The organism is Loigolactobacillus backii, from assembly GCF_001663675.1.
Taxonomy (GTDB): domain Bacteria; phylum Bacillota; class Bacilli; order Lactobacillales; family Lactobacillaceae; genus Loigolactobacillus; species Loigolactobacillus backii.
Genome location: NZ_CP014873.1, coordinates 149,205 through 174,179, shown reverse-complemented (window position 1 = coordinate 174,179; position 24,975 = coordinate 149,205). Strand labels below are relative to the sequence as shown.

General features: G+C 41.8%; 25 protein-coding genes. 18 read left to right on the top strand and 7 right to left on the bottom strand.

The features are described 5' to 3' along the window. Window positions 1-111 precede the first annotated feature (111 nt). Window positions 112-1,485: an IS701 family transposase gene (locus AYR53_RS00680; protein WP_445013439.1), complete on the bottom strand. Its 1,374-nt coding sequence runs from the start codon at window positions 1,483-1,485 to the stop codon at window positions 112-114. 105 nt (window positions 1,486-1,590) lie between these two features. Between AYR53_RS00680 and AYR53_RS00675 the strand changes: the two genes are divergently transcribed. The 4 genes from AYR53_RS00675 (at window position 1,591) to AYR53_RS00660 (ending at window position 3,690) form a co-directional block, all read left to right on the top strand. Beyond that, window positions 1,591-2,334, top strand: a complete 744-nt coding sequence (locus AYR53_RS00675) for an SDR family oxidoreductase (protein WP_068222524.1) — start codon at window positions 1,591-1,593, stop codon at window positions 2,332-2,334. Window positions 2,335-2,408: 74 nt separating this feature from the next. Next, window positions 2,409-2,828: a cupin domain-containing protein gene (locus AYR53_RS00670; protein ID WP_068222528.1), complete on the top strand. Its 420-nt coding sequence runs from the start codon at window positions 2,409-2,411 to the stop codon at window positions 2,826-2,828. Beyond that, the gene (locus AYR53_RS00665) at window positions 2,828-3,148 is read left to right on the top strand and encodes a carboxymuconolactone decarboxylase family protein (protein ID WP_068222531.1); all 321 of its coding nucleotides are present in this window, start codon (window positions 2,828-2,830) and stop codon (window positions 3,146-3,148) included. The genes AYR53_RS00670 and AYR53_RS00665 overlap by 1 nt, the downstream gene beginning before the upstream one ends. Before the next feature lie 98 nt (window positions 3,149-3,246). Beyond that, window positions 3,247-3,690 (top strand): MerR family transcriptional regulator, encoded by a 444-nt coding sequence (locus AYR53_RS00660; protein WP_068222534.1) that lies wholly within the window; start codon window positions 3,247-3,249, stop codon window positions 3,688-3,690. Window positions 3,691-3,814: 124 nt separating this feature from the next. On the opposite strand, the gene AYR53_RS13450 is transcribed toward AYR53_RS00660, so the two are convergent. After that, complete coding sequence (locus AYR53_RS13450) at window positions 3,815-3,958, bottom strand: hypothetical protein (protein ID WP_156519983.1); 144 nt, start codon at window positions 3,956-3,958, stop codon at window positions 3,815-3,817. Between the two features lie 51 nt (window positions 3,959-4,009). On the opposite strand from AYR53_RS13450, the gene AYR53_RS00655 reads away from it, so the two are divergent. The 5 genes from AYR53_RS00655 to AYR53_RS00635 all read left to right on the top strand — a co-directional run bounded on the left by AYR53_RS00655 (window position 4,010) and on the right by AYR53_RS00635 (window position 6,629). Next, a complete protein-coding gene (locus AYR53_RS00655) occupies window positions 4,010-4,357 on the top strand; it encodes a hypothetical protein (protein WP_068222537.1) in 348 nt (115 codons plus the stop codon). Window positions 4,358-4,383: 26 nt separating this feature from the next. After that, the gene (locus AYR53_RS00650) at window positions 4,384-5,004 is read left to right on the top strand and encodes a hydrolase (RefSeq protein WP_068222540.1); all 621 of its coding nucleotides are present in this window, start codon (window positions 4,384-4,386) and stop codon (window positions 5,002-5,004) included. Window positions 5,005-5,178: 174 nt separating this feature from the next. Further along, window positions 5,179-5,508 (top strand): hypothetical protein, encoded by a 330-nt coding sequence (locus AYR53_RS00645; protein WP_068222543.1) that lies wholly within the window; start codon window positions 5,179-5,181, stop codon window positions 5,506-5,508. A gap of 48 nt (window positions 5,509-5,556) precedes the next feature. Then, entirely contained in the window at window positions 5,557-5,793 is a 237-nt protein-coding gene (locus tag AYR53_RS00640; RefSeq protein WP_068222547.1) for a metal-sensing transcriptional repressor, read from the top strand. A gap of 209 nt (window positions 5,794-6,002) precedes the next feature. Continuing rightward, complete coding sequence (locus AYR53_RS00635) at window positions 6,003-6,629, top strand: HAD family hydrolase (RefSeq protein ID WP_158234208.1); 627 nt, start codon at window positions 6,003-6,005, stop codon at window positions 6,627-6,629. Window positions 6,630-6,692: 63 nt separating this feature from the next. On the opposite strand, the gene AYR53_RS00630 is transcribed toward AYR53_RS00635, so the two are convergent. Continuing rightward, the gene (locus AYR53_RS00630; RefSeq protein ID WP_068222552.1) at window positions 6,693-7,166 is read right to left on the bottom strand and encodes a YbaK/EbsC family protein; all 474 of its coding nucleotides are present in this window, start codon (window positions 7,164-7,166) and stop codon (window positions 6,693-6,695) included. Between the two features lie 170 nt (window positions 7,167-7,336). Then, window positions 7,337-8,506: an iron-containing alcohol dehydrogenase gene (locus AYR53_RS00625; RefSeq protein ID WP_068222555.1), complete on the bottom strand. Its 1,170-nt coding sequence runs from the start codon at window positions 8,504-8,506 to the stop codon at window positions 7,337-7,339. A gap of 729 nt (window positions 8,507-9,235) precedes the next feature. Between AYR53_RS00625 and AYR53_RS00620 the strand changes: the two genes are divergently transcribed. Beyond that, the gene (locus AYR53_RS00620; RefSeq protein WP_068222558.1) at window positions 9,236-10,093 is read left to right on the top strand and encodes an SDR family oxidoreductase; all 858 of its coding nucleotides are present in this window, start codon (window positions 9,236-9,238) and stop codon (window positions 10,091-10,093) included. 10 nt (window positions 10,094-10,103) lie between these two features. Then, entirely contained in the window at window positions 10,104-10,532 is a 429-nt protein-coding gene (locus tag AYR53_RS00615; RefSeq protein WP_068222560.1) for an Rrf2 family transcriptional regulator, read from the top strand. A gap of 326 nt (window positions 10,533-10,858) precedes the next feature. Here AYR53_RS00615 and AYR53_RS00610 read toward each other — a convergent pair whose 3' ends face one another. Then, window positions 10,859-11,644, bottom strand: a complete 786-nt coding sequence (locus tag AYR53_RS00610; RefSeq protein ID WP_068222563.1) for a DUF4931 domain-containing protein — start codon at window positions 11,642-11,644, stop codon at window positions 10,859-10,861. A 253-nt stretch (window positions 11,645-11,897) separates the two neighbouring features. On the opposite strand from AYR53_RS00610, the gene AYR53_RS00605 reads away from it, so the two are divergent. Then, window positions 11,898-12,758 (top strand): N-acetylmuramoyl-L-alanine amidase, encoded by an 861-nt coding sequence (locus tag AYR53_RS00605; RefSeq protein ID WP_068222566.1) that lies wholly within the window; start codon window positions 11,898-11,900, stop codon window positions 12,756-12,758. 99 nt (window positions 12,759-12,857) lie between these two features. Here AYR53_RS00605 and AYR53_RS00600 read toward each other — a convergent pair whose 3' ends face one another. Continuing rightward, window positions 12,858-14,192, bottom strand: coding sequence for a sensor histidine kinase (locus tag AYR53_RS00600; RefSeq protein ID WP_068222569.1), 1,335 nt, complete (start codon window positions 14,190-14,192; stop codon window positions 12,858-12,860). Then, window positions 14,189-14,872, bottom strand: coding sequence for a response regulator transcription factor (locus tag AYR53_RS00595; RefSeq protein WP_068222573.1), 684 nt, complete (start codon window positions 14,870-14,872; stop codon window positions 14,189-14,191). The genes AYR53_RS00600 and AYR53_RS00595 overlap by 4 nt, the downstream gene beginning before the upstream one ends. A gap of 471 nt (window positions 14,873-15,343) precedes the next feature. On the opposite strand from AYR53_RS00595, the gene AYR53_RS00590 reads away from it, so the two are divergent. The 6 genes from AYR53_RS00590 to AYR53_RS00565 all read left to right on the top strand — a co-directional run bounded on the left by AYR53_RS00590 (window position 15,344) and on the right by AYR53_RS00565 (window position 24,965). Then, window positions 15,344-17,617, top strand: coding sequence for an ArnT family glycosyltransferase (locus tag AYR53_RS00590; protein ID WP_068222576.1), 2,274 nt, complete (start codon window positions 15,344-15,346; stop codon window positions 17,615-17,617). A gap of 480 nt (window positions 17,618-18,097) precedes the next feature. Then, a complete protein-coding gene (locus AYR53_RS00585) occupies window positions 18,098-19,075 on the top strand; it encodes a glycosyltransferase family 2 protein (RefSeq protein ID WP_068222579.1) in 978 nt (325 codons plus the stop codon). Window positions 19,076-19,256: 181 nt separating this feature from the next. Next, window positions 19,257-20,930: an aryl-sulfate sulfotransferase gene (locus AYR53_RS00580; protein WP_068279927.1), complete on the top strand. Its 1,674-nt coding sequence runs from the start codon at window positions 19,257-19,259 to the stop codon at window positions 20,928-20,930. 343 nt (window positions 20,931-21,273) lie between these two features. Continuing rightward, window positions 21,274-22,494 (top strand): sensor histidine kinase, encoded by a 1,221-nt coding sequence (locus tag AYR53_RS00575; RefSeq protein WP_068222585.1) that lies wholly within the window; start codon window positions 21,274-21,276, stop codon window positions 22,492-22,494. Further along, window positions 22,472-23,089, top strand: a complete 618-nt coding sequence (locus AYR53_RS00570; RefSeq protein ID WP_082918474.1) for a response regulator transcription factor — start codon at window positions 22,472-22,474, stop codon at window positions 23,087-23,089. Before AYR53_RS00575 ends, AYR53_RS00570 begins: the two co-directional genes overlap by 23 nt. A 388-nt stretch (window positions 23,090-23,477) precedes the next feature. Further along, complete coding sequence (locus AYR53_RS00565; protein ID WP_068279930.1) at window positions 23,478-24,965, top strand: KxYKxGKxW signal peptide domain-containing protein; 1,488 nt, start codon at window positions 23,478-23,480, stop codon at window positions 24,963-24,965. The last annotated feature ends 10 nt before the right edge of the window (window positions 24,966-24,975 follow it).

The window sequence follows — 24,975 nt, the reverse complement described above, 5'->3', positions numbered from 1 at the left end:
AGATACTACAGGCCACGCTAATGTTGTTGGGCAAACTGAGATAAATTACGGTTTGAATCAAAAAAGATTATAAAAAACAAATAAAGGAGTTTTTTAAATGACAGCAGCACTTTACAGCTTTTCACTGACCCCCGACCAACAAGAAGCCAACCACTGAATCACCACTTTGGCCGGTGTTGTTTTTAACCGCCTTTGCACTTGCCGCGCTAAACTAGCCAAAAACAGCGCCGCTTGAATTTGCCGACTTAACCAGAGTTTGCGTTCGCGCAAACTTTTGGTTGCCAAAAAAGCTAGTCTAGGCTGGGTCAATGGTAAAACGATCATCAAGGTGTACGCCGTATTCAATAAATGATGATCGGCTTCGATCTTGCCTACTGAACGCACGGCGTAATCACCGAAGTGCCAGAATGTTTTCATTTCATAAAAATAGGTCTCGATCGCCCAACGTTTTTGATAGTAGGCCAACGCTCGTAGCGCTGGCGCAGGGGCGCTGGTCTCCGGCGTCCGATAGGTGAGCTGGGTCGGATCAACGGCTAGGGTTTCGGTTGTGATCGCCGCTAATTCTTCGGGCGCGCTCGTCGCCATGAACAGACGACAAGTCGTCTTGCGTTGTACGCGGATCATGTAAACTGGCTGGGGCATCAAGCGTGTCAGACACCGCACTATACCGATCTGATCTCCGGCCGAACAAAGATTTAATGCAATATTTCCCAAATGGATCTGGTCACCATATTTCCGCGGCCGGCCGCGCTTACCGGTGCGTTTGGGTAAGCCAAACATGGCGGTATCTTTACGCACATTGGCGATCATAGCTAGATTAGGTTGCGTCATGACCAGTTGGTTGATCTCAGCTTTGGGATACCAACTGTCACACAGTAGGAACACTTGTTGGTCGCTGGCGATCGATTTCAAAGTCGTCTTGATCATTTGCGCCGCTTGCTGGTATTTGGTCGCCTGTTCCGCCTGATAAAGGTGCGTGGCTAACGGCAAGAACGTATAAACTGGCTGGTCATCTTGGTCCCGCTGTGTTGGGATCATCAGACCTAAAGTAACGAAATCATGGGCATTGACGAGCCGCTTACCCGTATGTGCGGCGTGATCGAATAGATATTTGACGCCGGTAAATTTGTGGCCGAACTTGGGTTGGACCGTGTCATCCAGAACCAATAATAAGGGCAAGTCCTGACAAGTAGTGGGAATCAAGGTCAGTAAATACGTCAAGTTGCGCACTTCTAACTGTGGCAAGTGGTCACCGATCACTGCCAAAGCCCGATAAAACGTGTTCAAAGAATGCTTCGTCACCCGGCCCAGAAATTGTTCAAATAAGTGGCGGATCGAGTGGCGGTCACCGATCACTAACAACGCTAGACACAACCAAAAATAGTTAAGGCCCATTGGCTTAGACAAGCCAGCCGCTTTTAAATCAAAAAAATAGGCGTGGAGGGTGGTTAAAAGTGATGATTTTTGATAAAATGAGTTCAACACGAATCCTTCTTTCTAAATGGTTTTTTGTCGAACTCATTTTAGCAAAGAATAGGCATTCGTGCCTTTTTATATCCAAATTTTTTTAAAAAGCTGTAAAGTGCTGAAATGACAGTTAAAAATAAGGTAGTTGTGATCACCGGGGCCTCCTCAGGGATTGGTGAAGCTACCGCAAAATTATTGGCGCAAAATGGTGCCAGGGTCGTGCTGGGAGCACGGCGGGAAAATCGGCTGCAGGAGATTGTTAAAACCATTCAGGAAGCTGGCGGTCAAGCAACTTACAGTGTGACCGACGTAACTAAACCAGAACAAGTTCAGGCCTTAGTTGATTTGGCCAAAACTGAATTTGGAGGCATTGATGTTATTTTCAATAACGCTGGTATCATGCCGACTTCGCCCATTAGTGCGCTGCATACCAAAGAATGGAACGACATGATTGATATTAATTTAAAGGGTGTTTTAAACGGAGTTGCGGCCGTTATGCCAGATTTTACGAAACAAAAATCGGGGCAAATTATCACGACATCTTCAGTTGCCGGGATAAAAAGTTTTCCTGGCGCCGGCGTTTATGGCGCAACTAAGTTTGCCGTTCGTAATCTAATGGAAGTAATTCGAACTGAAAGTGCTAGTGAAGGAACCAATATTCGAACGGTAAGTCTTTATCCGGCCGCGATTAACACGGAATTATTGCGTACCATTACTGATAAAACTGCCAAGAAGGACATGGATCAATTTTATAAGGCAGTTGGGATTGATCCGATTGCGATTGCCCGGGTGGTTAACTTTGCAATTGATCAACCAGAAGAAGTTAATGTAAACGAATTTACAATTTACCCAACGAAACAGGCGTAGAGTGTTAAAACGGTGTTTGCATTCTGGCTGTTTAAACATATGTATAGTTAAGATAAGCTAAAAGGAGTTTAGTTATGACAAAAAATGAAGCAGTTAAAAATGGTGTAATTTTCCCGGTCGGTGCTAAAAATGAGGCCTTCCAAAAATATTTTATTGGCCAAAGCTATTTGCAAGGTCTAGTTAATGATCCAGTAGTTAACGTCAATGTTGGCAACGTTACTTTTGAACCTGGGTGCCGCAATAATTGGCATATTCATCACGATGGTTTCCAACTCTTGTTAGTCACTGGTGGCGAAGGCTGGTATCAAGAGGCTGGTAAGCCAGCACGGCACTTGGTTCCTGGTGACGTTGTCGTTACTCATGATGGGGTTAAACATTGGCACGGTGCAACGAAAGATAGCTGGTTTGAGCACATTGCGATTACGGCTGGAACGCCAGAGTGGTTGGAACCAGTTTCTGATGCAGAATATAATCAATTGGAGGTTGAAAAATAATGGCAGAAAAACAAACAGCAGGACGCGATAATTTAGGTGAATTTGCGCCACAATTTGCCGCTTTAAATGACGATGTTTTATTTGGCGAAGTTTGGAGTAAAGAAGATGCCTTATCGCTTCACGATCGCTCAATGATTACCATTGCCAGCCTTATTTCGGCCGGTGCCACTGAGCAACTAGAGGCCCATTTACGAATTGGTAAGAAAAATGGCATTACTAAAGAAGAAATTGTTGCTGAAATTACGCACTTGGCCTTTTATGCCGGTTGGCCAAAAGCTTGGTCAGCGTTTAACCGTGCGAAAGAAATTTGGACTGATTAAAACGTTGGCCGGACAAGCGTCAATTTCTATTTTACACGTCATGTTATACTTAAAGTAACTTTAAGTCGGTCGGACAATTTTGCTAGGAGGTAAGTTCAATGGCGGATAATTCAGCAACGCAAGAGCAGCACTACCGAATTGGGGACTTTGCGCAATTGAGTGGGCTTTCCAGTCCAACTTTGCGCTTTTATGAAAAAGAAGGACTCATTCAGCCGCAGCGAACTACTAACGGGTTACGTTACTATACGAAATTGGATTTAAGTTGGATCAAATTTTTGCGCCATCTGTTAGGCACCGGGATGACAATTGGCGAACTAAAACAGTACGTTGCTTGGCGTAAAGCCGGTGATCAGACGATTCCACAGCGCTTAGAATTACTTCAAAACGTTCAGCAGCGTTTTTTAAAGCGTTACGCTGAAATCCAGCACAACTTACAAATTCTCGATGATAAAGTTAATTGGTATGAACATAAATTAGCTGGCTCAATTAATGAACAAGAATCATTTGCGAATTATTTAGAAACGCTGGGTCACGCTGAATAAACACAGAATAATAGCCTTGATTAATTACCCGTTTGGTGATTAATCAAGGCTATTTTAAATTAAAAATACCGAGGCAAAATACTATTCTAAAGCTAGTTGGTTGTCGTATAATGAAACCGATTTCTTAGGCTGCTAAAAACTGATACGCTAGAGTTGCGGGAGTAGCAGTTGCAGAAGTATCCGGATTATTAGGAGTTAGGCTGCGATTCGGACTTCGGGCCATCTTAGTCCGATCGACATCGTCAGCGAAGCTAGTAATAATTCGCAATTGCGGAGTAGAATCCACGCGTTTTTTCAAACACTTTAAAGGGGGCCTACCATGTTAGATGTAATTGATTCAATTAATCGGCTAAGTTGGACAGTAGAACATCACTACGCCCACATTGAAGCACAACACCCATTTATCCGGGCATTTGCGGTTCAATTTGAGCTTGCTTACACTGACTTTCGGGTAATTCAAATGGCGTTGCAGCTTGCTGGTGATCAGCACCCGTTATTGGTGGCCTTTACGGCGGCCTACGACCAAGTTTATAAATTTGATTATGAATTTGCGGCCAATGGTCCCGCGGCGTTTAACGAGAAATATGCTGGACAGTTATCCGCTTATCGTCAGGCGAAGGATGAGTTGTTGGGTAAGTTGGAACAAATTAAGCAACTGCAAGGTTAAGTTAATTTAAAAAGGAGTTATCAATCATGACTAGTGAACAGAGAAGGGATCCATTAGCAGATGAATTATTGACGCCAGAAAATGCCGCCTTTTTATTAATTGATTATCAACCAACGCAAATTAATTCAATCAACTCGATGCAACGTGCGCAATTAATTGAAAATATTATTAGTACCGTAAAAATTATTCAAACGTATAAAATTCCCGTTATTTTATCGACGGTCAACGTGCAAACGGGGCGGAATAAGGAGACAATTCCCCGGATTAAAGAACTATTACCTGGTGTAAAGTCCTATGATCGGACGACAATTAATGCGTGGGAGGATCAAGAGTTCAACGCTGCGGTTAAAGCAACTGGCCGAAAAAAATTAATTATTGCGGCACTTTGGACGGAGGCCTGCCTCACTTTTCCAACGTTAGATGCCCTACGAGAAGGTTACGCTGTTTTCCCAGTGGTTGATTCAATTGGTGGAACGTCACTTGTTGCCCATGAGGCGGCGTTACGCCGAATTGAAAGTGCTGGCGCCCAGCCAACTAGTAATGCCCAATTGGCCTGTGAATTACAGCGTGATTGGAATCGGACGGAGACCGCGCCACAGTTTGTTCAAGATCTGTTGGATGCAGGAATCTTTCTAAAGCTATCTTAGGCCAAGCGACAGCGGCAGGGAAGCTAATAATAATTCGTAATTGCGCAGTAGAACCTGAATGCTTTTTTAAACACTCCCTAAATAAATATGTTATGTTGATTAAAGGCCTGATTATCAAAGTAAATAATCAGGCTTTTTGGCTGTATGCGGTCGATTAACAATGGAGGTGGCAAAATGTATGATCTTATTCCCATGAACATGGCCGAGGTTGCGGAGAAATTGCAGTGGTACCAAGGCGCAGGTGAATCTAAAAGTGAAAGCTCAGTTATTCAAGACAGTATTCTAGCAATTAGCCAATTCCATTTAGATGAGGCGCTAGAGGGACCGTATTGGACGGCAAAATGGCAAGTGGCTAATTATGAAATTGTTATTTTATCGGCTGATGAAGTTATCGGCATTATTAAAACACCCAGCGATACTTTTGAAGCAAATTTTCGCGAAAACGCGAATAAATTAATTGATTATTTACGACAACAGGTGGCTGAATTAGTTAAGAACCATTAAAAAAGTTTCTTAAGTTGAAATACTGAAACTATAGGAGGAAAGCAAAAAATGAGTGATCCGAAAATTCTTAATCGACTTAAGCGAGCAGAAGGACAATTAAGAGGTATTCAAAAAATGGTTGAACAGCAGCGTGATTGTGGTGATATTATGACGCAGTTAGCGGCCGTAGAATCAAGCGTGAAACGAATCATGAATTTAGTAGTCACGGAGAATTTAACCGAAAAAATCGACGACAAAAACGATGCCGCACTTCAGGAAGCAATTAAATTAATTTCGAAATTATAGCGGGTGTGTTTGGTCAGGCAAACACTAATAAAAGTATTTTTCAAATATGACCTAAGCAAGATTGTGGTTTGAGGCCATTTTATAAGTATTCGGTAACGAAATTAACTTAGGTTGTTCAAAAATTTAAATGTACCCTAGAAAACGATTCCATTCCGTCAGCTGGTTATGCTATGCTGATAGTACAAACCAAGATGGAATGGAGTAAGTTAATGAAAAATTTTATTTTTGACGTAGATGGGACTTTGATTGATACCATTGATATGTATATTCCAGCCTTAAGGGCAACGCTGGCGGATTATGGTTACCAGCGCGACTATGCGGGGCTGACTGATTATTTTGGAATGAACGGTTGGGAGGCCTTGCCGTTAATTGGCGTTAGCGAGCAGGATCGGCAACCGATTTACGATCAGTGGGCAAAATTATCTGCCCAAAATACTGCCAAAATCAAATTATATCCAGAAATAGAGCAAGTTTTGGCCAAATTGGCGGCAACGCCTGGAATTAAATTAGTGATTGCAACTTCAAAATCTAAAGAAGAATTAAGCAGTCATTTAGGTGGCAAGTTTGCAATTTTAAAGTATTTTGATGCGGCCGTAACCTGTGAGGAAACCACCCGCCATAAACCATATCCTGATCCAATTGAAAAAGGGATGACAAAGATTGCTGCCAAACCCGCGGAAACTATTTATATTGGTGATAGTGAATTCGATGTTCAGGCTGCTCAGGCCGCAAAGGCTAAAAGTGGCGCGGCACTGTGGGGAGCCACGCAACCAGAACGTTTAAAAGCGGCGGAATACCAGCTAAAACAACCTAGTGATTTATTGAAATTAATTTAGTGATTGGGTTCAGGCGTAAGGTGAAATTTAATTTTTAGCCGATGCCTTTTTTCTTGGAGTGCGTTACGCTGCTGGTTCTTTGGCGATATCTACCCAGCCAAGTGCGTGGGAATATTGTTCTAATTCAGGCAGGGTTACTTCAATGGCACTATTTGGACTCCCGGCCGCCGGAAAGACACTGGTGAATTGGCGTAATGATTGATCAAGGTAAACGGCCACGCCCGCCTTGAGGGCAAAAGGACAAACGCCGCCAACTGGTTGACCAATTAGGCCTTCTACTTGATCTCGCGGTAACATGTGGGCCTTAACCTGAAATTGACGCTTAAATTTTGGGTTGGCAATCCGGGCGTCACCAGCCAGTACAATGAGAATTGGCCGTTTCGAAACTAAAAAAGTTAAAGATTTAGCAATTCGTTCTGGCTGAGTATGTAAGGCGTGAGCGGCCAGTGCCACGGTTGCACTAGATTCCTGTAATTCAATGATTCGATTGCTGGCCCCAAACTGGTTAAGGTATCTGCGAACACTTTCAACTGACATCTAATCATCTCTCATTATTTTTTAATCATTCTAATGGAACGGTGATCAAAGGTCAACTGCTTGTTTGAAATTTAGGCGCAGTTATTCTGAGCTACTTAAAAAATAAAGCGTAGTTATGCCAGATTTCACTCTTGCCATAACTACGCTTTATTTGGTCATTAACATTGAGCTTACTTTTGATTGTAGGCTTCTTGGAATAATTTAACGATATCGTCTTTGGTGCCTTTGCGTGGATTTGAAAAGGCATTGCCATCTTTCAGGGCATTCGTCGCCATAAGTTCGAAGTCCGCTGGCTTAGCACCAATGGCCTTGATGCTGCTTGGAATACCGACATCCTGAGACATTTGCCGCATAGCCTTGATGGAAAGCTCGGCCGCGTCGCGAGTTGAAAGGCCAGTTGTATTTTCTCCCATTGCTTTGGCTAATTCGGCAAAGCGTTCTGGACAAGCAACAATATTGTATTTTTCAACAGTTGGGAGAAGTAGTGCACAGCAGACACCGTGGGGCGCGTCATATTGGCCGCCTAATTGATGTGCCATTGCGTGTACGTAACCAAGGTCAGCGTTATTGAAGGCCATACCAGCCAACATTTCTGCCTGTACCATGTCAGTTCGTGCCTTGACGTTATGCCCATTTGCGACAGCTTCACGTAAACTGCCCTCAATTAATTTAATAGCTTGTAGGCACAAACCATCAGTAATTGCATTGTGGTTGGTTGAAACGAACGGTTCAATAGCCTGGACAAAAGCATCCATTCCAGTTGCGGCAGTCAATGAGGCCGGCACATTCAATTGAAGCATTGGATCATTAAACGAAACCAACGGAACATTACGCCACGAAACGATGACAAATTTCAAATGTGTTTCTTGATTAGTGATAACACAGTGGCGGGTCAATTCGGAACCAGTACCGGCAGTTGTATTTACTGCGATCAATGGCGGTAGAGCGTTCTTCAACGTTTCAATACCAGCTAACTTAGTAATGTCATCACCGTTCGTCAGAATGATACCAGCACCTTTGCCGGTATCGTGGGCCGAGCCACCACCAATTGTAATGATACTATCGCAATCATTTTCTTGAAATAGTTTCTTAGCGGCCTTAATATTGTGAATCTTTGGATTAGGTTCAACACCATCATAAATAGTGTAGTTTACGTTGGCCTTATTTAATGAATCAAGGGTCTGAACAACTGGCCCATTTTCAGCGTGCTCTAGAAACTTATCCGTTATAATTAAAGGCTTTTTCATGTTAAGCGCGTTAACACGATCACCAATTTTTTCGATAACACCAGGGCCAAAAAAGTTAACGCTTGGCATCAAAAAATCAAAGTTCTTTGCCATTTGAATTCCTCCATGTGATTTATTTGACAAACTTATTGTAGCTCTTTTAAACTGTAAGTCAAGCAGTTACAGTATATAAAATTTTGCTTATTATGAAATAAATTTTGGAGAAATAACGTTCAAAAAGATATTTAAAAAGTCCTTGACCTAAATTAGAGGTTGATGCATATTGAGGAACATAAATTAGAATATAATTAAAAAATTATGTAATGACGAGAAGAGTAACAATTAAATCTATTTTTAGAGCGAGCGGAATTGGTGAAAAGTTCAGTAGAGCTAATTGTGAAGATGAACTCCAAGCTGATAATGGGTTAGCGCTGATTATCCGTTGGCAAGCGTTACTTTGCCGGGGATTCAATCAAAGATGGTGTACTGGCAAGATGTACAATTGAGGGTAGTAACACAAGTGTAAAGGCTGCGTCCCTTAGTCCAAACTTGGGTTAAGGGAACGCGGTTTCTTTCTTTTGTCCTGAAAGGGGTGGTCGTTTGGCCTGTCGAATGTGGCAGTTAATGAAAAATTGTAGTTGTGAGGACAAGGCGGCCTTTCAACTTGTCCCATTCTCGGTATAAAAATAGCAATTATCGGGAAGATTTAGTTATCCAAGATTTAATCGGTGGATTTATTAAATAAAAAAATTTGGTTATTCCTGTTGACTTTAAAACAACACGTGCTATTATGAACATGTTGATAATAAAACAACAATCAAATTCTAAGGAGTGTTTATATTTATGAAATATGCTATTACTGCTACAACTGGTAACTTTGGTCAGATCGCTGTTAAGGAACTTTTAAAACTTACTGATAATAGTGAGGTTATCGCAATTGCCCGGAATGTTGCTAAGGCCAAAGAATTACTACCACAAGGTGTTGAAATTCGGCAAGGTGACTATAATGATGAGGCTTCAATGGAAACTGCGCTGCAGGGTGTGGATCGCCTTCTCTTTATTTCGTCACAACCAGGTGGCGCCGTTACGCGGGCTGATCAACACAAAAATGTGGTTAAGGCATTAGCAGCTGCTCAAGTTAAATTTGTTGCCTACACAAGTTTTCCTAATGCGCAAAATTCGACTAGTGCTTTGGCCGATGACCATAAAATTACCGAGAGCGCAATTGAAGATACTGGTGTCGCTCATTCATTTTTGCGGAATAACTGGTATCTAGAAAACGAAGTCGGTTTCTTACAGAATGGTGCTGCCAATCAACCAGCTTCATACTGGGCGGCTGGTAAGACTGGCTGGGCACTGGAACGTGAATTTGCGGAAGCGGCCGTCAAAGTGTTAACATTAAGCAATCCCAAGAAGATTTATGAACTTGCTGGTCCAGCACGTTCTTACGCAGACTTAGGGGACGGCCTAAAACAGGCCACTGGTAATGATTTTACGGTTAAGCAAGTGTCTGCAACGGAATATCAGGCCGGCTTAGTGGCAGCAGGTTTGGATCAGAATACCGCGGCCCTTTTCACCTCCTTTCAGGAACCAATTAATGATGGCTCATTGAGTGAGGATTCAACTGATTTAGAAACTGTTCTTGGGCATGATTTGACTGCTTTACCAAAGGCAATCAACGAAATTCTTAGTCGAAATTAGGTGTAATTTAATGAAGTACTCGCACAAGTTGAGTGATGCAATTCATATTCTGGCTTATCTCATTATTTATAAGGATGGCGATCTTTCAAGTAAAGCGATTGCCGCAAGTATTGAAGCCAATGCTAGTGTTGTCCGTAACTTAATGTCAGATTTAAGGAAAGCGGGATTAATTAATACCCAACCGGGGAGTGCCACCACGACACTTAATGTCATGCCAAACAAGATTTCTATTTTGAGCGTCTACCAGGCAATCAATATGGATCATGATCTGTTACACATCGATCCCAAGACTAACCCACAGTGTATTGTTGGCGGGAATATTCAGGACACGCTAAATATGTACTACGCGGATATCGAGGAATCTGCCTTTCAACGGATGAATGAAATTACGCTGCAGGACATCACTGATGATATTCTCGCAAGGCAGGCTACAAAATAAAACTTTTTTAAAAAAATAACATAATAAAACCCACTAAATTGAGATTTTCAATTTAGTGGGTTTTATTATGAGTTCAGTTCATTAAATAATTTTGAGAAAGCACGGGACAGTATTGAGTGACTTTTATTTGATGTCTGCAGGTCTAGATCTATATAAATTGTGATTTGAGATTTTTAGTTTTAGGAACGAGGCTCAGACAAAGGTCCTAGTTGCCTACTATTTCTGTGCATTAGTCTAAGAACGTGAGCCGAAGGTCTGGGTTCACATGCTTGCCTACAGCTAATCCAGTAGCCTTCCTTTGGCCCATTCCCATCCTTTTTTTAATTTCAAAGCAATCCCCGTTGCCGTAACAGTTCCTGTACCGCAAGCTTAATTTCATCACTTCGGTGTTCATCATCCACCTGCGCAATCTTGTAGCCAGCAAAGTAGGGCGTAACAATGAAACGGGGGACCACCTTACAGATAATTTGATGGGCACGGTGGTAAAAGAAGAGGTTGTAACTATCATATTTACCTTGAAAATAAGTGGTGATGATGTAGCGGGTGATGACTTGCGTGTAATCCGCCAGCCAATCGAGAGCCGAAGTAGCGTTAATGATCAAATTAAATTCAGTGGAACCCATAATTGGTTGGGCGGAAATGTTGAGTTCAATAAATTGATTCTTGGCGATGATCGTGCCCTGAAAATTGGTTGAATTAATCTCGGAATAGCCATCTTGTTGCTCAAGACCAACTAATTGTAAATGAGGGTGGCTTAGACTACCACCAGATAGCGGACCGTGATTCTTAAAGAGTAAAATACTTTTAAATTTTTCATTTTGCTCCGCCTTTTGCCAACACGCAAGGATAAAGGCAAATAATTTATGGTTGTGTGCCTGGGAATAATTGGAAATATCGCCGAAGTGATTACCTGATTCAATGATGACCGTTTGCCAAGTATTCTCTAATGTGCGATATTTATTTTCTAACCAAATAAGGTCATTGTCACTGGCCAAAATATTAGTTAAGCTATTGGTGTCACAAAAAGGACAGCGATTATTAAGGTGGACGACATTTTCCGGCTTACGCTGTGAAATTTGTGAATTAAGTTTTAAAGGTTGATTTTGCTTCAAACGTAAGACTTCCTTAAAAGTTGAACAAAGTAGTGACTAGTCAAACTATATTATCGATAATCAGTAGAGTCAACCCAATTTATTTGGGTTATTTTAAGGTTAGTTTTAGGTAGGTCAATTAAAATGATCTAGTGAATTCTAAATTAGCTAATATGACTAAATTACAAATTGAGTCCGGCTAATATTGGGTGCGATCAATGAGAAACCTAACGCCTTTAATCTGCTTTAAGTCAATTACGGAAGGTGACAATTTTTGCGACGAGCTCAACGACAAAAAAAGCATTTTAATATTTTACAGCTACTGCGACTGCTAATTCTGCTGGCGGTCTGCGGCCTAATTTGGTTAGGCATTGATCATTTTGTGCACCGGCAAAAAATCACCGTAACTGCTCCGGCCTTAGTTATGCGGCAAGCACCAAATTCTAGTAAGGCAGTAGTGACGGTTACCAAGAACAAGACGGTAACTTATTTACAGCAGAAAAATGGTTGGGATAAGGTGCGCTATCACGGGCGAACGGGCTGGTTACCGACGTGGCTAATTCACAGTGATTACAATGCTACTACGGCGACTAATCGGCTGGCCGAACAAACAATTGTGATTGACCCTGGACACGGTGGCAGCGACTCGGGGGCACTAGCAACCAATGACACTGAAGAAAAAAGGTACACTTTAAAAATGGCGTTGGCGTTGAAACAACAATTGAAATCGTCCTACGCTCGGGTGATTTTAACCCGGGATAGCGATCAAACTGTTGCCCTAGCAAGTCGACCAGCTTTGGCCAATAAACGGGGCGCAAGTCTATTCATTAGCTTCCATTTTGATTCAACCCCGGTAGCAAACACTGCATCAGGGTTCACGGCCTATTACTACCACGCGGCCAGTAAGCCATTTGCCAAAGCGTTATCGAAGTCACTTGGTGGCCTTGGTTTGACCAATCGTGGAACGGCATACGGTAATTTTCAGGTCATTCGTGATAGCCAAATGCCGGCCGTTTTATTGGAAATGGGCTACATCAATGATTACACGGATTATCAATATATTAGTTCGGCGGCCTATCAACAACACGTTGCTCAGTTGGTTTATGAAGGACTGCAACGCTACACAGCCAACTAAATTTTTCTATAAAAAACTAGCGACTATGACAAAATTTATTTTTGTTGTAGTCGCTAGTTTTATTTTTGAATAGCTTCAGAAAAAACGTGCCGGAAATCCTTAACGATAGTGAACACGGCGCGGGAAAGTTAGCCTAAAAATACTACCTTGGGGATGATTATCTACCACATTGATCTTGCCGTGGTGTTGCGTGGTGATCCAGTTGGCGATTGATAGGCCAAGACCGTAACCCGTTTGTTCTTTTTTGCGAGCAGAATCGACACGGTAAAAGCGATCAAAAATTTGTTTCTTGCTGCCGTCTGGAATGCCACAGCCAGTATCACTGACCTTGATTCCCCAATGGTCATTGCTAACTAGTGTTGTGAAGATGATGGTGCCACCAGCCGGCGTGTACTTCACGGCGTTATCCAACAAAATAATAATTAACTGTTTGATTAAATCAGGATCTACCGTAATTAAAGCAGTTGCCTGAGTTTCTAAACGCAAACTTTTGTGCTGGCTAGCAGCAATTTCCAAGTAGGGCGTTGTGACTTGTTCACTCAATGTCTTTAAACCAACTTGACTGGGCTTAAGCTGGAGCACATCCGCGTCTGAGCGGGCCAACGTTAGTAATTGCTCAGTGAGGGCCTTCATTCGGCTAGTTTCATTCAAAGAAATGGTGATTTTTTCGGCCTCAGCAAGAATTGGTTGGTGGGGTTTTGTAAGCAGATATTCTAATTGATTTTGAATAATTGCCAAAGGTGTGCGTAATTCGTGGGCCGCGTTGGCGCTAAATTCTTGTTGTTTATGCCAGGCCGTGATGATTGGCCGCATACCAATTCGGGAAAGCCAAAACGCCAGCAAAGTTGCCAGTAGCGTGAAGATAATCATTGTGATGAATAATGATCGAAAAATACTGTGAATTGCTAGGGCCTCTGCGTCAGTATTGATAAGAATTAAAACGTAGTGCCCGGCGTACTCACGCTGGCTACTTTTCCCACTGACCTTAAGAAGTAACGTGCGAAATTGACTGGCAGTTCGTTGATTGGTGTTGAAATCCAAATTAGTGACTTGGTTGAGCTGATTCTTGTTTAGCTTAACCTGATTAAAAAGCTGGTAGTTACGGGCCCCTAGAACATCACGGTTGAGTACCTTACCGGCCGCGTTAAAAACGATAATATTTGTTTGAAAGGGCGCACCGGAAATCGGTGGCCGCTGGTGGCCGTTCTTTTGGCGTTGCTGCGGTTTAAGCGGATGGCGGTTAGGCGTCCCTTCACCTAAAATTTGCTCCTTTTGAATTTGCAGTGATTGGTTAACGTTTTGGTAGATCGAGTGTTGAAAAAGAAAGCCAACAATTGCACCTAAAACTAAAAAAAGGAGGATAAAACTAATTAAAAAGGTACCAAATAGCTTTAGCTGCTGGCGTTTTTGAAATGAATTTTTTAATTGTTTCATTTGTTCACCTCAAATAGATAACCGACGTTTCGTAGTGTTTTGATTGATTGATCGGCGGTGACAGTTTTTAATTTTTTTCGTAAATTACTAATGTAAACTTCGACAACAGTTAGGGCCGTTTCCGACTCAAATCCCCAAAGACGATCAAAAATACGTTCCTTTGTAATAATAACGTTAGGATTTTGCGCAAAATACACCAATAAATCAAATTCTTTACCATTCAACTGCAAGGATTGCTTTTTATAGGTTACGGTGCGGCGGTTAAGGTCAATGGTAAAGTCGGCCACCTGAAGTAACGTTTCATCGCTGAGCAGACCACTGCGTTTGAGCAGTGCCTTGATCCGGGCAATTAACTCCTCCCGGTGAAAGGGCTTTGTCAGGTAATCATCTGCACCAAGATTAAAGCCGCGTAGCTTATCAGTTAGTGTATCCTTGGCGGTCAAAATAAGGATGGGCAATTCCAAGTGTTGCTCCGTTCGCCAATGGCCTAAGACGTCGTAGCCATTTTCTTGGGGCAACATCAAGTCGAGAATGGCCAGATCAAAGATACCGTTTTTTCCCAATAATTCGCCATTTTCACCATCATGGGCAATAGTTGAACTCGCGAAAGGTGTGATCATTTCGGCAATATCGTTTGCTAGGATCGTATCATCTTCAACAATTAAAATATTTGCTTGCAATAAGCTAGCACCTCTTTAAATTAATTTAAATAAAGTTAGTTAGATTGGCCTAGGAAGTGTTTGAAAAAGCAGAAATTTGCTTTTTCAGACACGGTCCAGATTGCGTAATAGATACACCAAATAGGTCTAAAAACATGGGCCGTCAATTACTATTTAAAATACGTGCCAATCAGTGATTAGTCAAACCCTTCTCAGTTTTAAGCTTCATTTATGGTTGATCCACTAAGCTAAAAGAGTGTTTAAAATACGTTTACACCAAATTAGTCAGGAAAATACTAATAAAAGTATTTTCCAAACACTCGCTAAATTGGTTAGGAAAACCTAAATCAAAAATATTTTTGGGGCAGCACCTAGACCCTGTATTCATATTGGAGGTGGCACTTATCAAACGATTGGTAATGATCGACCGCTATATACGGCCGCTAAAGCAAGCTCAATTTAAATTAAGTGACTGGAGTAGGTGGTTAACTGATGCAAACTAAACAGAAGAAAAGATTCTTTAGTAAAAAATTTGATCCTTTTCTAATTTTAATTTTATTAGTTGCGCTATTTTTATATGGTTGGCAGATTTGGAAAGCTGGCTCGGCCAATGATTTCTACACGGCTGCGATTACGAGTATGACGCAGAGTTGGAAAAATTTTTGGTACGCCAGTTTTGATCCGGCGGGGTACATCACTGTTGATAAGCCACCAGTTGCATTATGGTTTATGGCGATTAGCGCAAAGATTTTTGGTGTTCATGGCTGGAGTGTTGTATTGCCGTCCGTTTTGTTCGGCGTTGGTTCGGTTTATCTGCTTTATCGGCTGGTGACACCAACATTTGGTCGAATTGCAGGCCGCTTCACCGCGCTTATCATGACGTTGACACCGATTGTGGTGGCCGATTCACGAACGAATAACATGGATGCAACCTTAGTCTTTTTCCTGTTATTGGCGTTTAGTTTTTTAGTTAAAGCAACTAAGACGGGGAAAAAACGCTGGCTGTTTGTCAGTTTTGCCCTAATCGGGGTCGCCTTTAACGTAAAAATGCTGCAAGCCTTCATGGTGCTGCCAGCAATGTACGTCTTTTATTGGCTGGCGGCCAAAATTAAATGGCCCAAAAAAATTCTTGATTTATCGGTTGCGACTGTTGTTCTGGCCATTTTTACATTGGCCTGGCCGTTATCAGTTGATTTGACTTCGGCCCAGAATCGACCTTATGAAGGTGGTTCAGAACACAATTCGGTCCTTGAACTGGCCTTTGGCTACAATGGTAGTCAACGTTTATTAGGTCAAACAACCGGCACTGGCGGTACTTTTCCTGGAATGAGCGGCAGTAAAGAAAAAACAAACGCACCCAAAAAAGCGATTAAAGAAGTGAAAGTAACAACTGGTAGTAAAACACAAACGACACCAACTGGCGCTAAGCCTAAAGTACCTAGTGGTCAGCAAAGTGGTACGACTGGCGGACCAAGTGCTGCTGGGAACGTCACCGGTGGTAAAACTGGCCAAGGTGGTGGCACAGCCGGTGCAGGTGGTGGTGCCTTTGATATTGGCACAGCAGGGATTACTCGAGTTTTCCAAAAATCGTTAGGTCGACAAGTTAGTTGGTTATTACCACTTGCCTTAATTGGTGTCATCAGCAGTTTTAGCTATTTTGTTGATCCTAAGCGCCGTTGGTACCAATTAAGTCAAGCGCAAAAGGAACTGGTTCTCTGGTTAGGTTGGCTAGTGCCAGTTTTTGGTTTCTTCTCGGTTGCCAGTTTCTTCCATCCGTATTACATGATTATGTTGGCGCCACCGATTGCGGCTTTGGCCGGGATTGGTCTCACAACTTTGTGGGCGGATGCCAAACAAGAAAAACGACTGTGGCGAACTGCGTTATTGCCCGTTGCCATTGCCGTTACTGCTCTTTTGCAGGCGTGGTACGTGGCCGATTATTACCTTTGGCTAAGTTGGTTAATTATCGCTTTAGCCGTTTTTAGTATCATTATTATCATTAGTCATAGTCGTGGGTTAGCTAGGCCAGCATTTATTCTGGCCCTTTGTACGATCATGCTGGCACCAACTTGGTGGTCCTTAACGCCAACGATTGCGGCTGAATCGGCGGGCATTCCGACGGCTGGTCCTGATCTATTAAGCAGTGGCCAACAGGCTAATGCTGGTGTCGGTTCCGGTACGGTTAATAAAAAGTTGTTAGCCTATCTGGAGAAAAACCAAGGTCAGGCGAAGTACCTCTTTGCCACTAGTGATTCTGGAACTGCGGCGCCGTACATTATTAAAACTGGCAAGGCCGTTATGGCGATGGGCGGTTTTAATGGCACTGATCCCGCTATCACGCTAAAACAATTTAAAAAATTAGTTAAAACGGGTCAACTTAAGTATTACTATTCATCTGGTAAGAGCGGCAACACGGCCATTGTTAACTGGATTAAAAAGCACGCTAAGAAAGTGGCTACTAGCAAATATGGTGGCACAACTAACACTAGTCAACGAACTACCGAAGTGAACAATGTTGAAAAAGGGCCAACAAACACCAAGTCAATGCAGGGTCAACCTACGGGGGCCAAGCCAACTAGTAAGCCAACAGGTTCTGGCGGTGCCAATGTTGCTGGGCCACAAGGAGCGCAAACTAGTAATGGTAGTAGCTCTGCTAATCTAACTACTAAGGCAGGCAAAATGCCAAGCGGCGGAACTAAGTCACAGGCAATGCAACCTGGTGGTCAAGAATCAGGAACTTTGTACGATTTAAGTGATATTTACTAGAGTGTGTTTCAAATGATATTAAAATTCTACGGTAAGTTTCACGTAAAATAGACCTTATTATTAAGGAGGGCCATGTTTCGAGTGTGCGCAGTTAGCACTAGGAGAATGGATATCCGCCGCAAATGAGATTTTACGTTTTCGACGTAAAATAGACCTTATTATTAAGGAGGGCCATGTTTCGAGTGTGCGTAGTGAGCACTAGGAGAATGGATATCCGCCGCAGATGAGATTTTACGTTTTCGACGTAAAATAGACCTTATTATTAAGGAGGGCCATGTTTCGAGTGTGCGTAGTGAGCACTAGGAGAATGGATATCCGCCGCAGATGAGATTTTACGTTTTCGACGTAAAATAGACCTTATTATTAAGGAGGGCCATGTTTCGAGTGTATGCAGTTAGCACTAGGAGAATGGATATCCGCCGCAAATGAGATTTTACGTTTTCGACGTAAAATAGACCTTATTGTTAAGGAGGAAGTAGCATGATTGGAACCCAAACACCAAAAATTTCCATTGTTTTGCCAGTCTATAATGAAGAAGCCGGTATTCTGGCAACCATTGCGGCACTGGAGCAATTTATTTCTAATCAGGATGAAGCTTACGAAATGATTTTCGTGGATGATGGCTCAGTTGATGCCAGTGCACAGTTGATTAAGCAGGCGCGCCTGAATGATGATGCGATTCGTTTAGTTCAATTTTCGCGAAATTTTGGCCATCAATTAGCGATTACGGCGGGCATTCGCTATGCTACTGGGGATGCCGTTGTGGTGATGGACGCCGATCTTCAGGATCCACCGGAAGTGATTCCAGCGATGATTAAATGTTGGCGCGCCGGTAATCAAGTTGTTTACGGGCAGCGTCTCGGCCGCGATGGTGAGACTTGGTTTAAAAAATTGACGGCCAAACTTTTTTACCGGGTGTTAAAACGGGCGACACCGCTTGACATTCCCCTTGATACTGGCGATTTTCGCCTAATGGATCGACGAGTGGTAACAGTTTTAGCCAAATTGGATGAGCCGGGACCCTTTGTTCGTGGTCTAGTTTCCTGGGTTGGTTTCAAGCAAACAGCGGTCACTTACGAACGGCATGAACGAATTGCAGGTCAATCGAAATATCCTTTGAATAAGATGTTTGGTTTGGCGATTGACGGATTAACGTCCTTTTCGGGGCTGCCGCTACAATTTTCCGTTTGGGCCGGTGCTGGTTTATTTTTACTGAGTGTTGTGGCTTTTATTCACATTGTTGTTAGCGGCACTGCTGGTGAAAGTGATTTATTGTTGGCCACGCTACTTTTAACAACTAGCCTAATTTTGTTAAGTATCGGCCTGGTGAGCACGTACCTTTACCGGATCTTTGTCTCTTCACGAAAGCGACCGCTGTACGTTGTCGCGGAAACAACTGGTTTTCGGCAGGTGCAGCATTATCCAAATTATACCGAATCCAGTCAAAAGTGGGGCTAGGTAGAAAAGCGTAGTTAATTTTAATCTGCTTTATTTGATCGCCATCAGGCCAGTGCAATTTTTGCTGAGCGAATTTGCGAAAAAAAGAAAAGATTTCACTCATTAACACTAAAACTAGTTTAAAATTAATTGCAACGGTAGTTTTTATGTTTGAAAAATAGTTTGTGGAGGTTTGGAGATAGTGAAACGACATCGGGTTGGTTTTATAAGCGCGCTTATTTTAGTGGTTGTTTTAGTGATATTGGGGATTAGCTGGCACCAGCAACGTTATGCAGGTACTATTTCGGCAAAAAAGATCAGTGCTAATTTAAATAGTAGTCTGATCACAACCCGTCAAAAAAGGCAGGCCCAGGCAACTAAGAAATACCAACAAAAATTAAATTCTGGTAACTACACCGAAAATAACATGTATGTTAAGATAAATCCTTATCAGACGTCACCACTAACTGCTTTGGTTGAGTTTCAGACCAAGACTGCTAGTCAGGTAAGCTTGCGCGTCGTTGGCAAATCGGCAAAGACATCGATTAAAACAACTTATTCAGGTTACCAACACAAGCATCAATTATCGATTCTGGGTTTGTACGCTGATTACAATAATACCGTCGTAGTAACGCTTAAACAGAAAAACGGTCAAATAACCCACAAAACATTGCGGCTTAAAACAGCCAAATTACCGGCGGCCTTAGCGGCGATCAAAATTAACGTTAAAACGGCGAATAAACAGAAGATGGTCATCGGCCAAGATAAATTAACCTTCATCGTTCGGACAACTAAACAACCATTTGGAATCGATGCTGATGGTAACATTCGTTGGTATTCGACAAACTATTCGCAGCATGTTTTCAAGGAGCTACAAAACGGGCATCTAATGTACCTCGCTAAGAAGAATAATTCGGCCAAAGTTTACAATGAAATGCTGGAGACAGACTTTATTGGGCGCGTTTATAAGGAATATCATTTTTCCAGTGAGGCCAAGAGCTCTAATAGTGAAAATCTGGATGATGATGTCACCGTGGTTCACCATGATGCGATTGAACTGCCGAATCGTGACTTGTTAATGACGGTTTCTGACGGCGGTAGCAAATACATCGAAGACACCATCGTTCAGGTATCGCATAAGACGGGTAAAATTACGAAAGTGATTGACATGAAGAAGATTTTACCCGCCAAAATGTGGCGCAAGTTTACTTCAGAAAAACGAAACAATGGTAAAGTTGATTGGCTGCACATGAACTCGCTGTACTACGATAAATCGGATAATAGCCTAGTAATTTCTAGTCGCCACCAGGATTTAGTGCTGAAAATGAACTATAAGACTAATCGGATCAAGTGGCTGTTTTCCGGTAAGAAAAAGTCCAGTTGGCCAGTAAGTTACCGTAACAAAGTGTTAACGGTAAAAGGAAAGATTACCTATCCTGGCGGGCAGCACGCGGCTATCCTGTTACCCGACCAAAATAACCAACAGTTGAAAGATCTGATTATTTTTAACAATAATATTGCGATTACCAACGGACCGAAGAAAACGAGTGAAAAGTATTCTGAAGGCGTGCAATACGCCATTAACGAGAAGACAAAGACAATTCGGCAGACCTGGTCGTACGGCAAGTCATTAGGCAAACAAAATTTCAGTCAAATTATTGGTTCCGACCGTTATCTAAGTGCCACCAATCGGCTGCTCTGCTTTGGCTTTCTTAATGGTGGTGACCGAAGTGACATTATTGAGGTCAATAAAAAGACCAATCAGCAGGTCTTTAACGTTCAATTAAACAATCTGGGCACTAAGGGCTACACTTATCGTTCGGAACGCTTCTCCTTGTACCCGAATAATCATAAAATAAATCGAACTTATGAATAGATGGCAACCTTATTTATTGTTGGTGTTAAATCTTTTAGACTGCAAAGAAAAATATAAAAGAGGCTGGGGCTTTTGCCCTGGCCTTTTATTGTTTCCGAATATTACGCTAGAATGTGCGTCAAAAGTCTGAGTTCATGTGCCTAACTAAAGCTAATCCAACAACTATAGTACGGTTATTGGATTAGCTTACGTTACGCAGTGAACCCAAAACCGACTTTTGGGACACTTCTTTTTTGGTGGGATTACGGCCTAATTATTTTTGTGGTTAACACGGTCTACTTAAATACTATTGTATAATAACAATAAGGAGTATCTGAATAATGGTTAATTAGGTGGTCAAAATATGAAAGAATTTGAACTAAAAAAGACAAAGATTGAAATGTTCAACAAAACTAAGGGGACAGCCATTCTTTATGTTGTTGTTATTTACATTATTTCAGTAACAATTGAAGGCGTTTTATCTCCAGGTAAGATAAGTAACTGGTTTTATTTAGGATTATTCTTTGTGAGTATGTTGATTCAAATTGCGTTACTTTCTTATTTAACCAAACTTAGAATTGAACTTGTTATTTTTACACAATTGATTGTGACGATTGGTTCCTACTTTCTTATTGGGGATTGTATGCCCATTTTACTAGGGATGGCACCGGTTATTTTACTAGAAATTTGGAATTTTCAAGTGGGAAAAGAGCAAAGAATTGCGTTGGCGTTAGTCATCATTATTTTTGCTGCCATGTATCTCCACAATATTCTTAGAATGGCAAGTTTTGGGCACACAGTTCTTTTATTGGAAGTGACAGCGTTTCTCATTTTTGCGGCGCTGTATACCCAAAGTGTGTTCACGAAACAATTCATTGAACTGAAAAAAAGCCGGCAATTGTTTGAACAATTAGAAAATGTTTACGATCAAGTTGAACAAACAACGGTTGAGGTCGAACGAGATCGAATTGCCCGTGATTTTCATGATTCAATCATTCAACAAATCATCGGGAATTTATTGACTTTAGAGGCCACTGCTAACGCAATGCGAAACGGTGAGGCGTGTGAAAAAAGTTTGGCGGAGATTGAACACGTTATTGCGCGCTCACGTAAAATGGTTGTTGACTCACGTGCAATTGTTAAGGACTTGAGGGTTAATCAAGAGTTAAGTTTGAAAACCAGAATTAATATTTTAAGTAATTCTTTTAAGAAAAATTACCAATTAGATGTCAAAAGTACAATTAAGGATGAACCAGAATTTTCTCGGGATGTATTTTCGCAGCTTGAGATGGTTATTCATGAATGTTTAATTAATGTGGCCAAACACGCCGGTGTGAATAATGCCGTCGTTTTTGGGGAGCGCGGCAAAGAAAATTATCGGTTGAAGATAATTGATTTTGGAAACGGCTTTGATGTAAAGAACGTCACCAAAAGTGATCTGAACTTTGGCTTGGAAAATATAGCTGAACGGGTCAGAGCGATAAAAGGACAGTTTGCGATTAAATCGGTTAAGGGCGAGGGAACCACTATCGTAATTGATATTCCACTTGGAGGAGACCAATATGATAAGAATAATGATCGTTGACAATCATCCAGTTTTTAGAGAAGGATTAAAGGCAGTATTTGCTGGTAACTCAAAGTTCAAAATTGTTGCTGAAGCGGAAAACGGCCAACTTGCATTGCAAAAATTGAACACAGTTGCAGTTGATATTATGCTATTAGATGTTAGGATGCCGGTACTAGATGGTATTTCAACACTTGAGCGCGTTAAGCGACAGTTTCCAAAAATAAAGGTTTGCATTCTGACGACTTATGATGACGTTAAGGTATTTAATGAAGCGATGGCCCTGAAAGCTGATAGCTTTTTACTGAAATACGCCTCGTCGCAGACAATTTTTCAAACGATTCAGGATACGATGAATGGTAAACTAATTGTATCACCAGACTTATTAAGAAATGCGGTTGATTCACGAAGCTTGGGGTATTCATTATCTAATGAAGATTTAGATATTCTTACAAAAGTTGCTAAAGGTGAACATAATTTTGAGATTGCGCAAGAACTTCATTTTAGCGAAAGAACGATTAAGGGCTATTTAACCAATATTTATAATAAATTGGGAGTAACTAGTCGGGCGGGAGCTGTTGCAAAGGCAATGCAACTTGAACTAATTAGACTCTAACGTATTTAGCTAGCGTAGTTTTTGAATGTGAATAAAAAATTGAGTCATCGACAGAAGTTGTGGTAAAAGTAAAATTTGCCACAGCTTTTTTATTTTTCTGGTTTTAAATTTCCAATTATAAAGAATAATAATTGTATACATTGATTATCCATAAAAATAAAGCTTAAATTAATCTCTCCAATAAAAATATAATAGTTTAATGTTTTTTAACTTTCCCTTTCGGGCAAACATTTTGGTCTGAAGAGACGTTGAGTATAAATTCTTTACCTTATAGACTTAATTTATAGGAGGAAGCGGTTTCTTCAGCAAAACCAAATTTGTTGAATTGCTGAAAAATGGGGAAGTAACATTACTTGTTTTACGTTTTTATAAGGAGGAGTTAGGGTCTATGGGTAAAAATAATAGATTTGGACGCGCAAATAAAGTCGATGAACACTATAAAATGTACAAGGCCGGCAAACATTGGGTTTTTGCCAGTTTAGCTATGCTTTCATTAGGAATTGGGGCAGTTGCTCAAACAACTGATGCTAAGGCCGCCGAAGTTACTGCTGCAACCACTAATGTGACCGCAACTAGTAGTGGTGCGATTTCTAATTCAGTGGCCGCTACTAGCGGTGCAACTTCCGAAGTGGTTGCCAATTCAAGCTCGGTCACCGAAAGCAAACCAGTAGCAAGTTCTGCAGCAACTAGTGTGGCTGCTAAAGATTCTCGTGCTGCTGAAGCAACTGCCCAAAGTGCTACCGCTGCCAGTGTTGCACCAGCAAGTACCAACGCAATTAAGACTGCAGTGAGTTCCGCGGCCACAAGTATGACACCCGCGAGTTCTAGTGCAGCTAGCAGTACTGCACCAGTCAGTTCTGTGGCCCCAAGTTCAGTAGCGGCCGTTACTGCCAATCCGGCGACCAATAATTCAACGGCCGTAAGTTCGGCCGCTACTGCTGCAACGGTTGCTAGCTCAGCTGGGACAAGTTCTACAGCAACTAATTTAGTGAATCCAACTAGTAAAGAAATCGATGCGGCCAAGGCCAGCGCTAAAGCTATAAATGAGAAAACTAATCAACCAGTAACCGTTACTGCAGTTGCCGCTGCTGCAGTGGCAGATCCTGACAGCCAAATGTACAAAGATGGTTATATGCAAGCCGGCTGGGATTTACAGAACAATAAAGGGGTAGCGTCTATTGGAAATGTTGCCAACCTAATTGGCCAAGTTGCCGTTAGCTATACACTATACAGCCAACTTTATGGGTTAGGTAAAGTCTATGAAGCCGGTCGGATTGCTAATGGTGTTGATACCGACAAGGATATTCATTACGAAGTGCCAAGCGATGCAGGTGCAACTAATGTCTTTCATCAACATGTAGATAACGTCAATATCTCTGACTATGCTGCAACGGATACTCCTTACGGCATTGATATCACTAACCCTAGTGCTTGGTGGATCGATTCTGGGAGTAAGAATACTAAAACTAACGGTGGCGATCTAAACTATCAAGCCGGTTATCAAACGTTTATTAAGCAATGGGCGAAAGCTACTGATGCATTTTATACTGCTTTAGCGACAAACTTGAAAAAGGACGCTAATACTTACGCAAATTCAATTGCTTATGATAGCGATGCCAAATCAGGTTCCAATATGCCTTTAGATGTCTATGGAACTAAAAACGATGCGTTTGATAAGGCGAATAAGGCTGTCTACGCTATGTATCAACAAGCGGCCACTGATGCGATGGTAACTGTCAATGACCCAACTTCACCAAATTATGTTGCTGATAATGGTGACACCCGTAATGATCCACGGGCTGCGATTCAACAGTCATTAAACGATGTGGTTCACGTTTGGAATGCTTATATTCCGTTATTCCAACCCATGATCTAATCTTATTTGG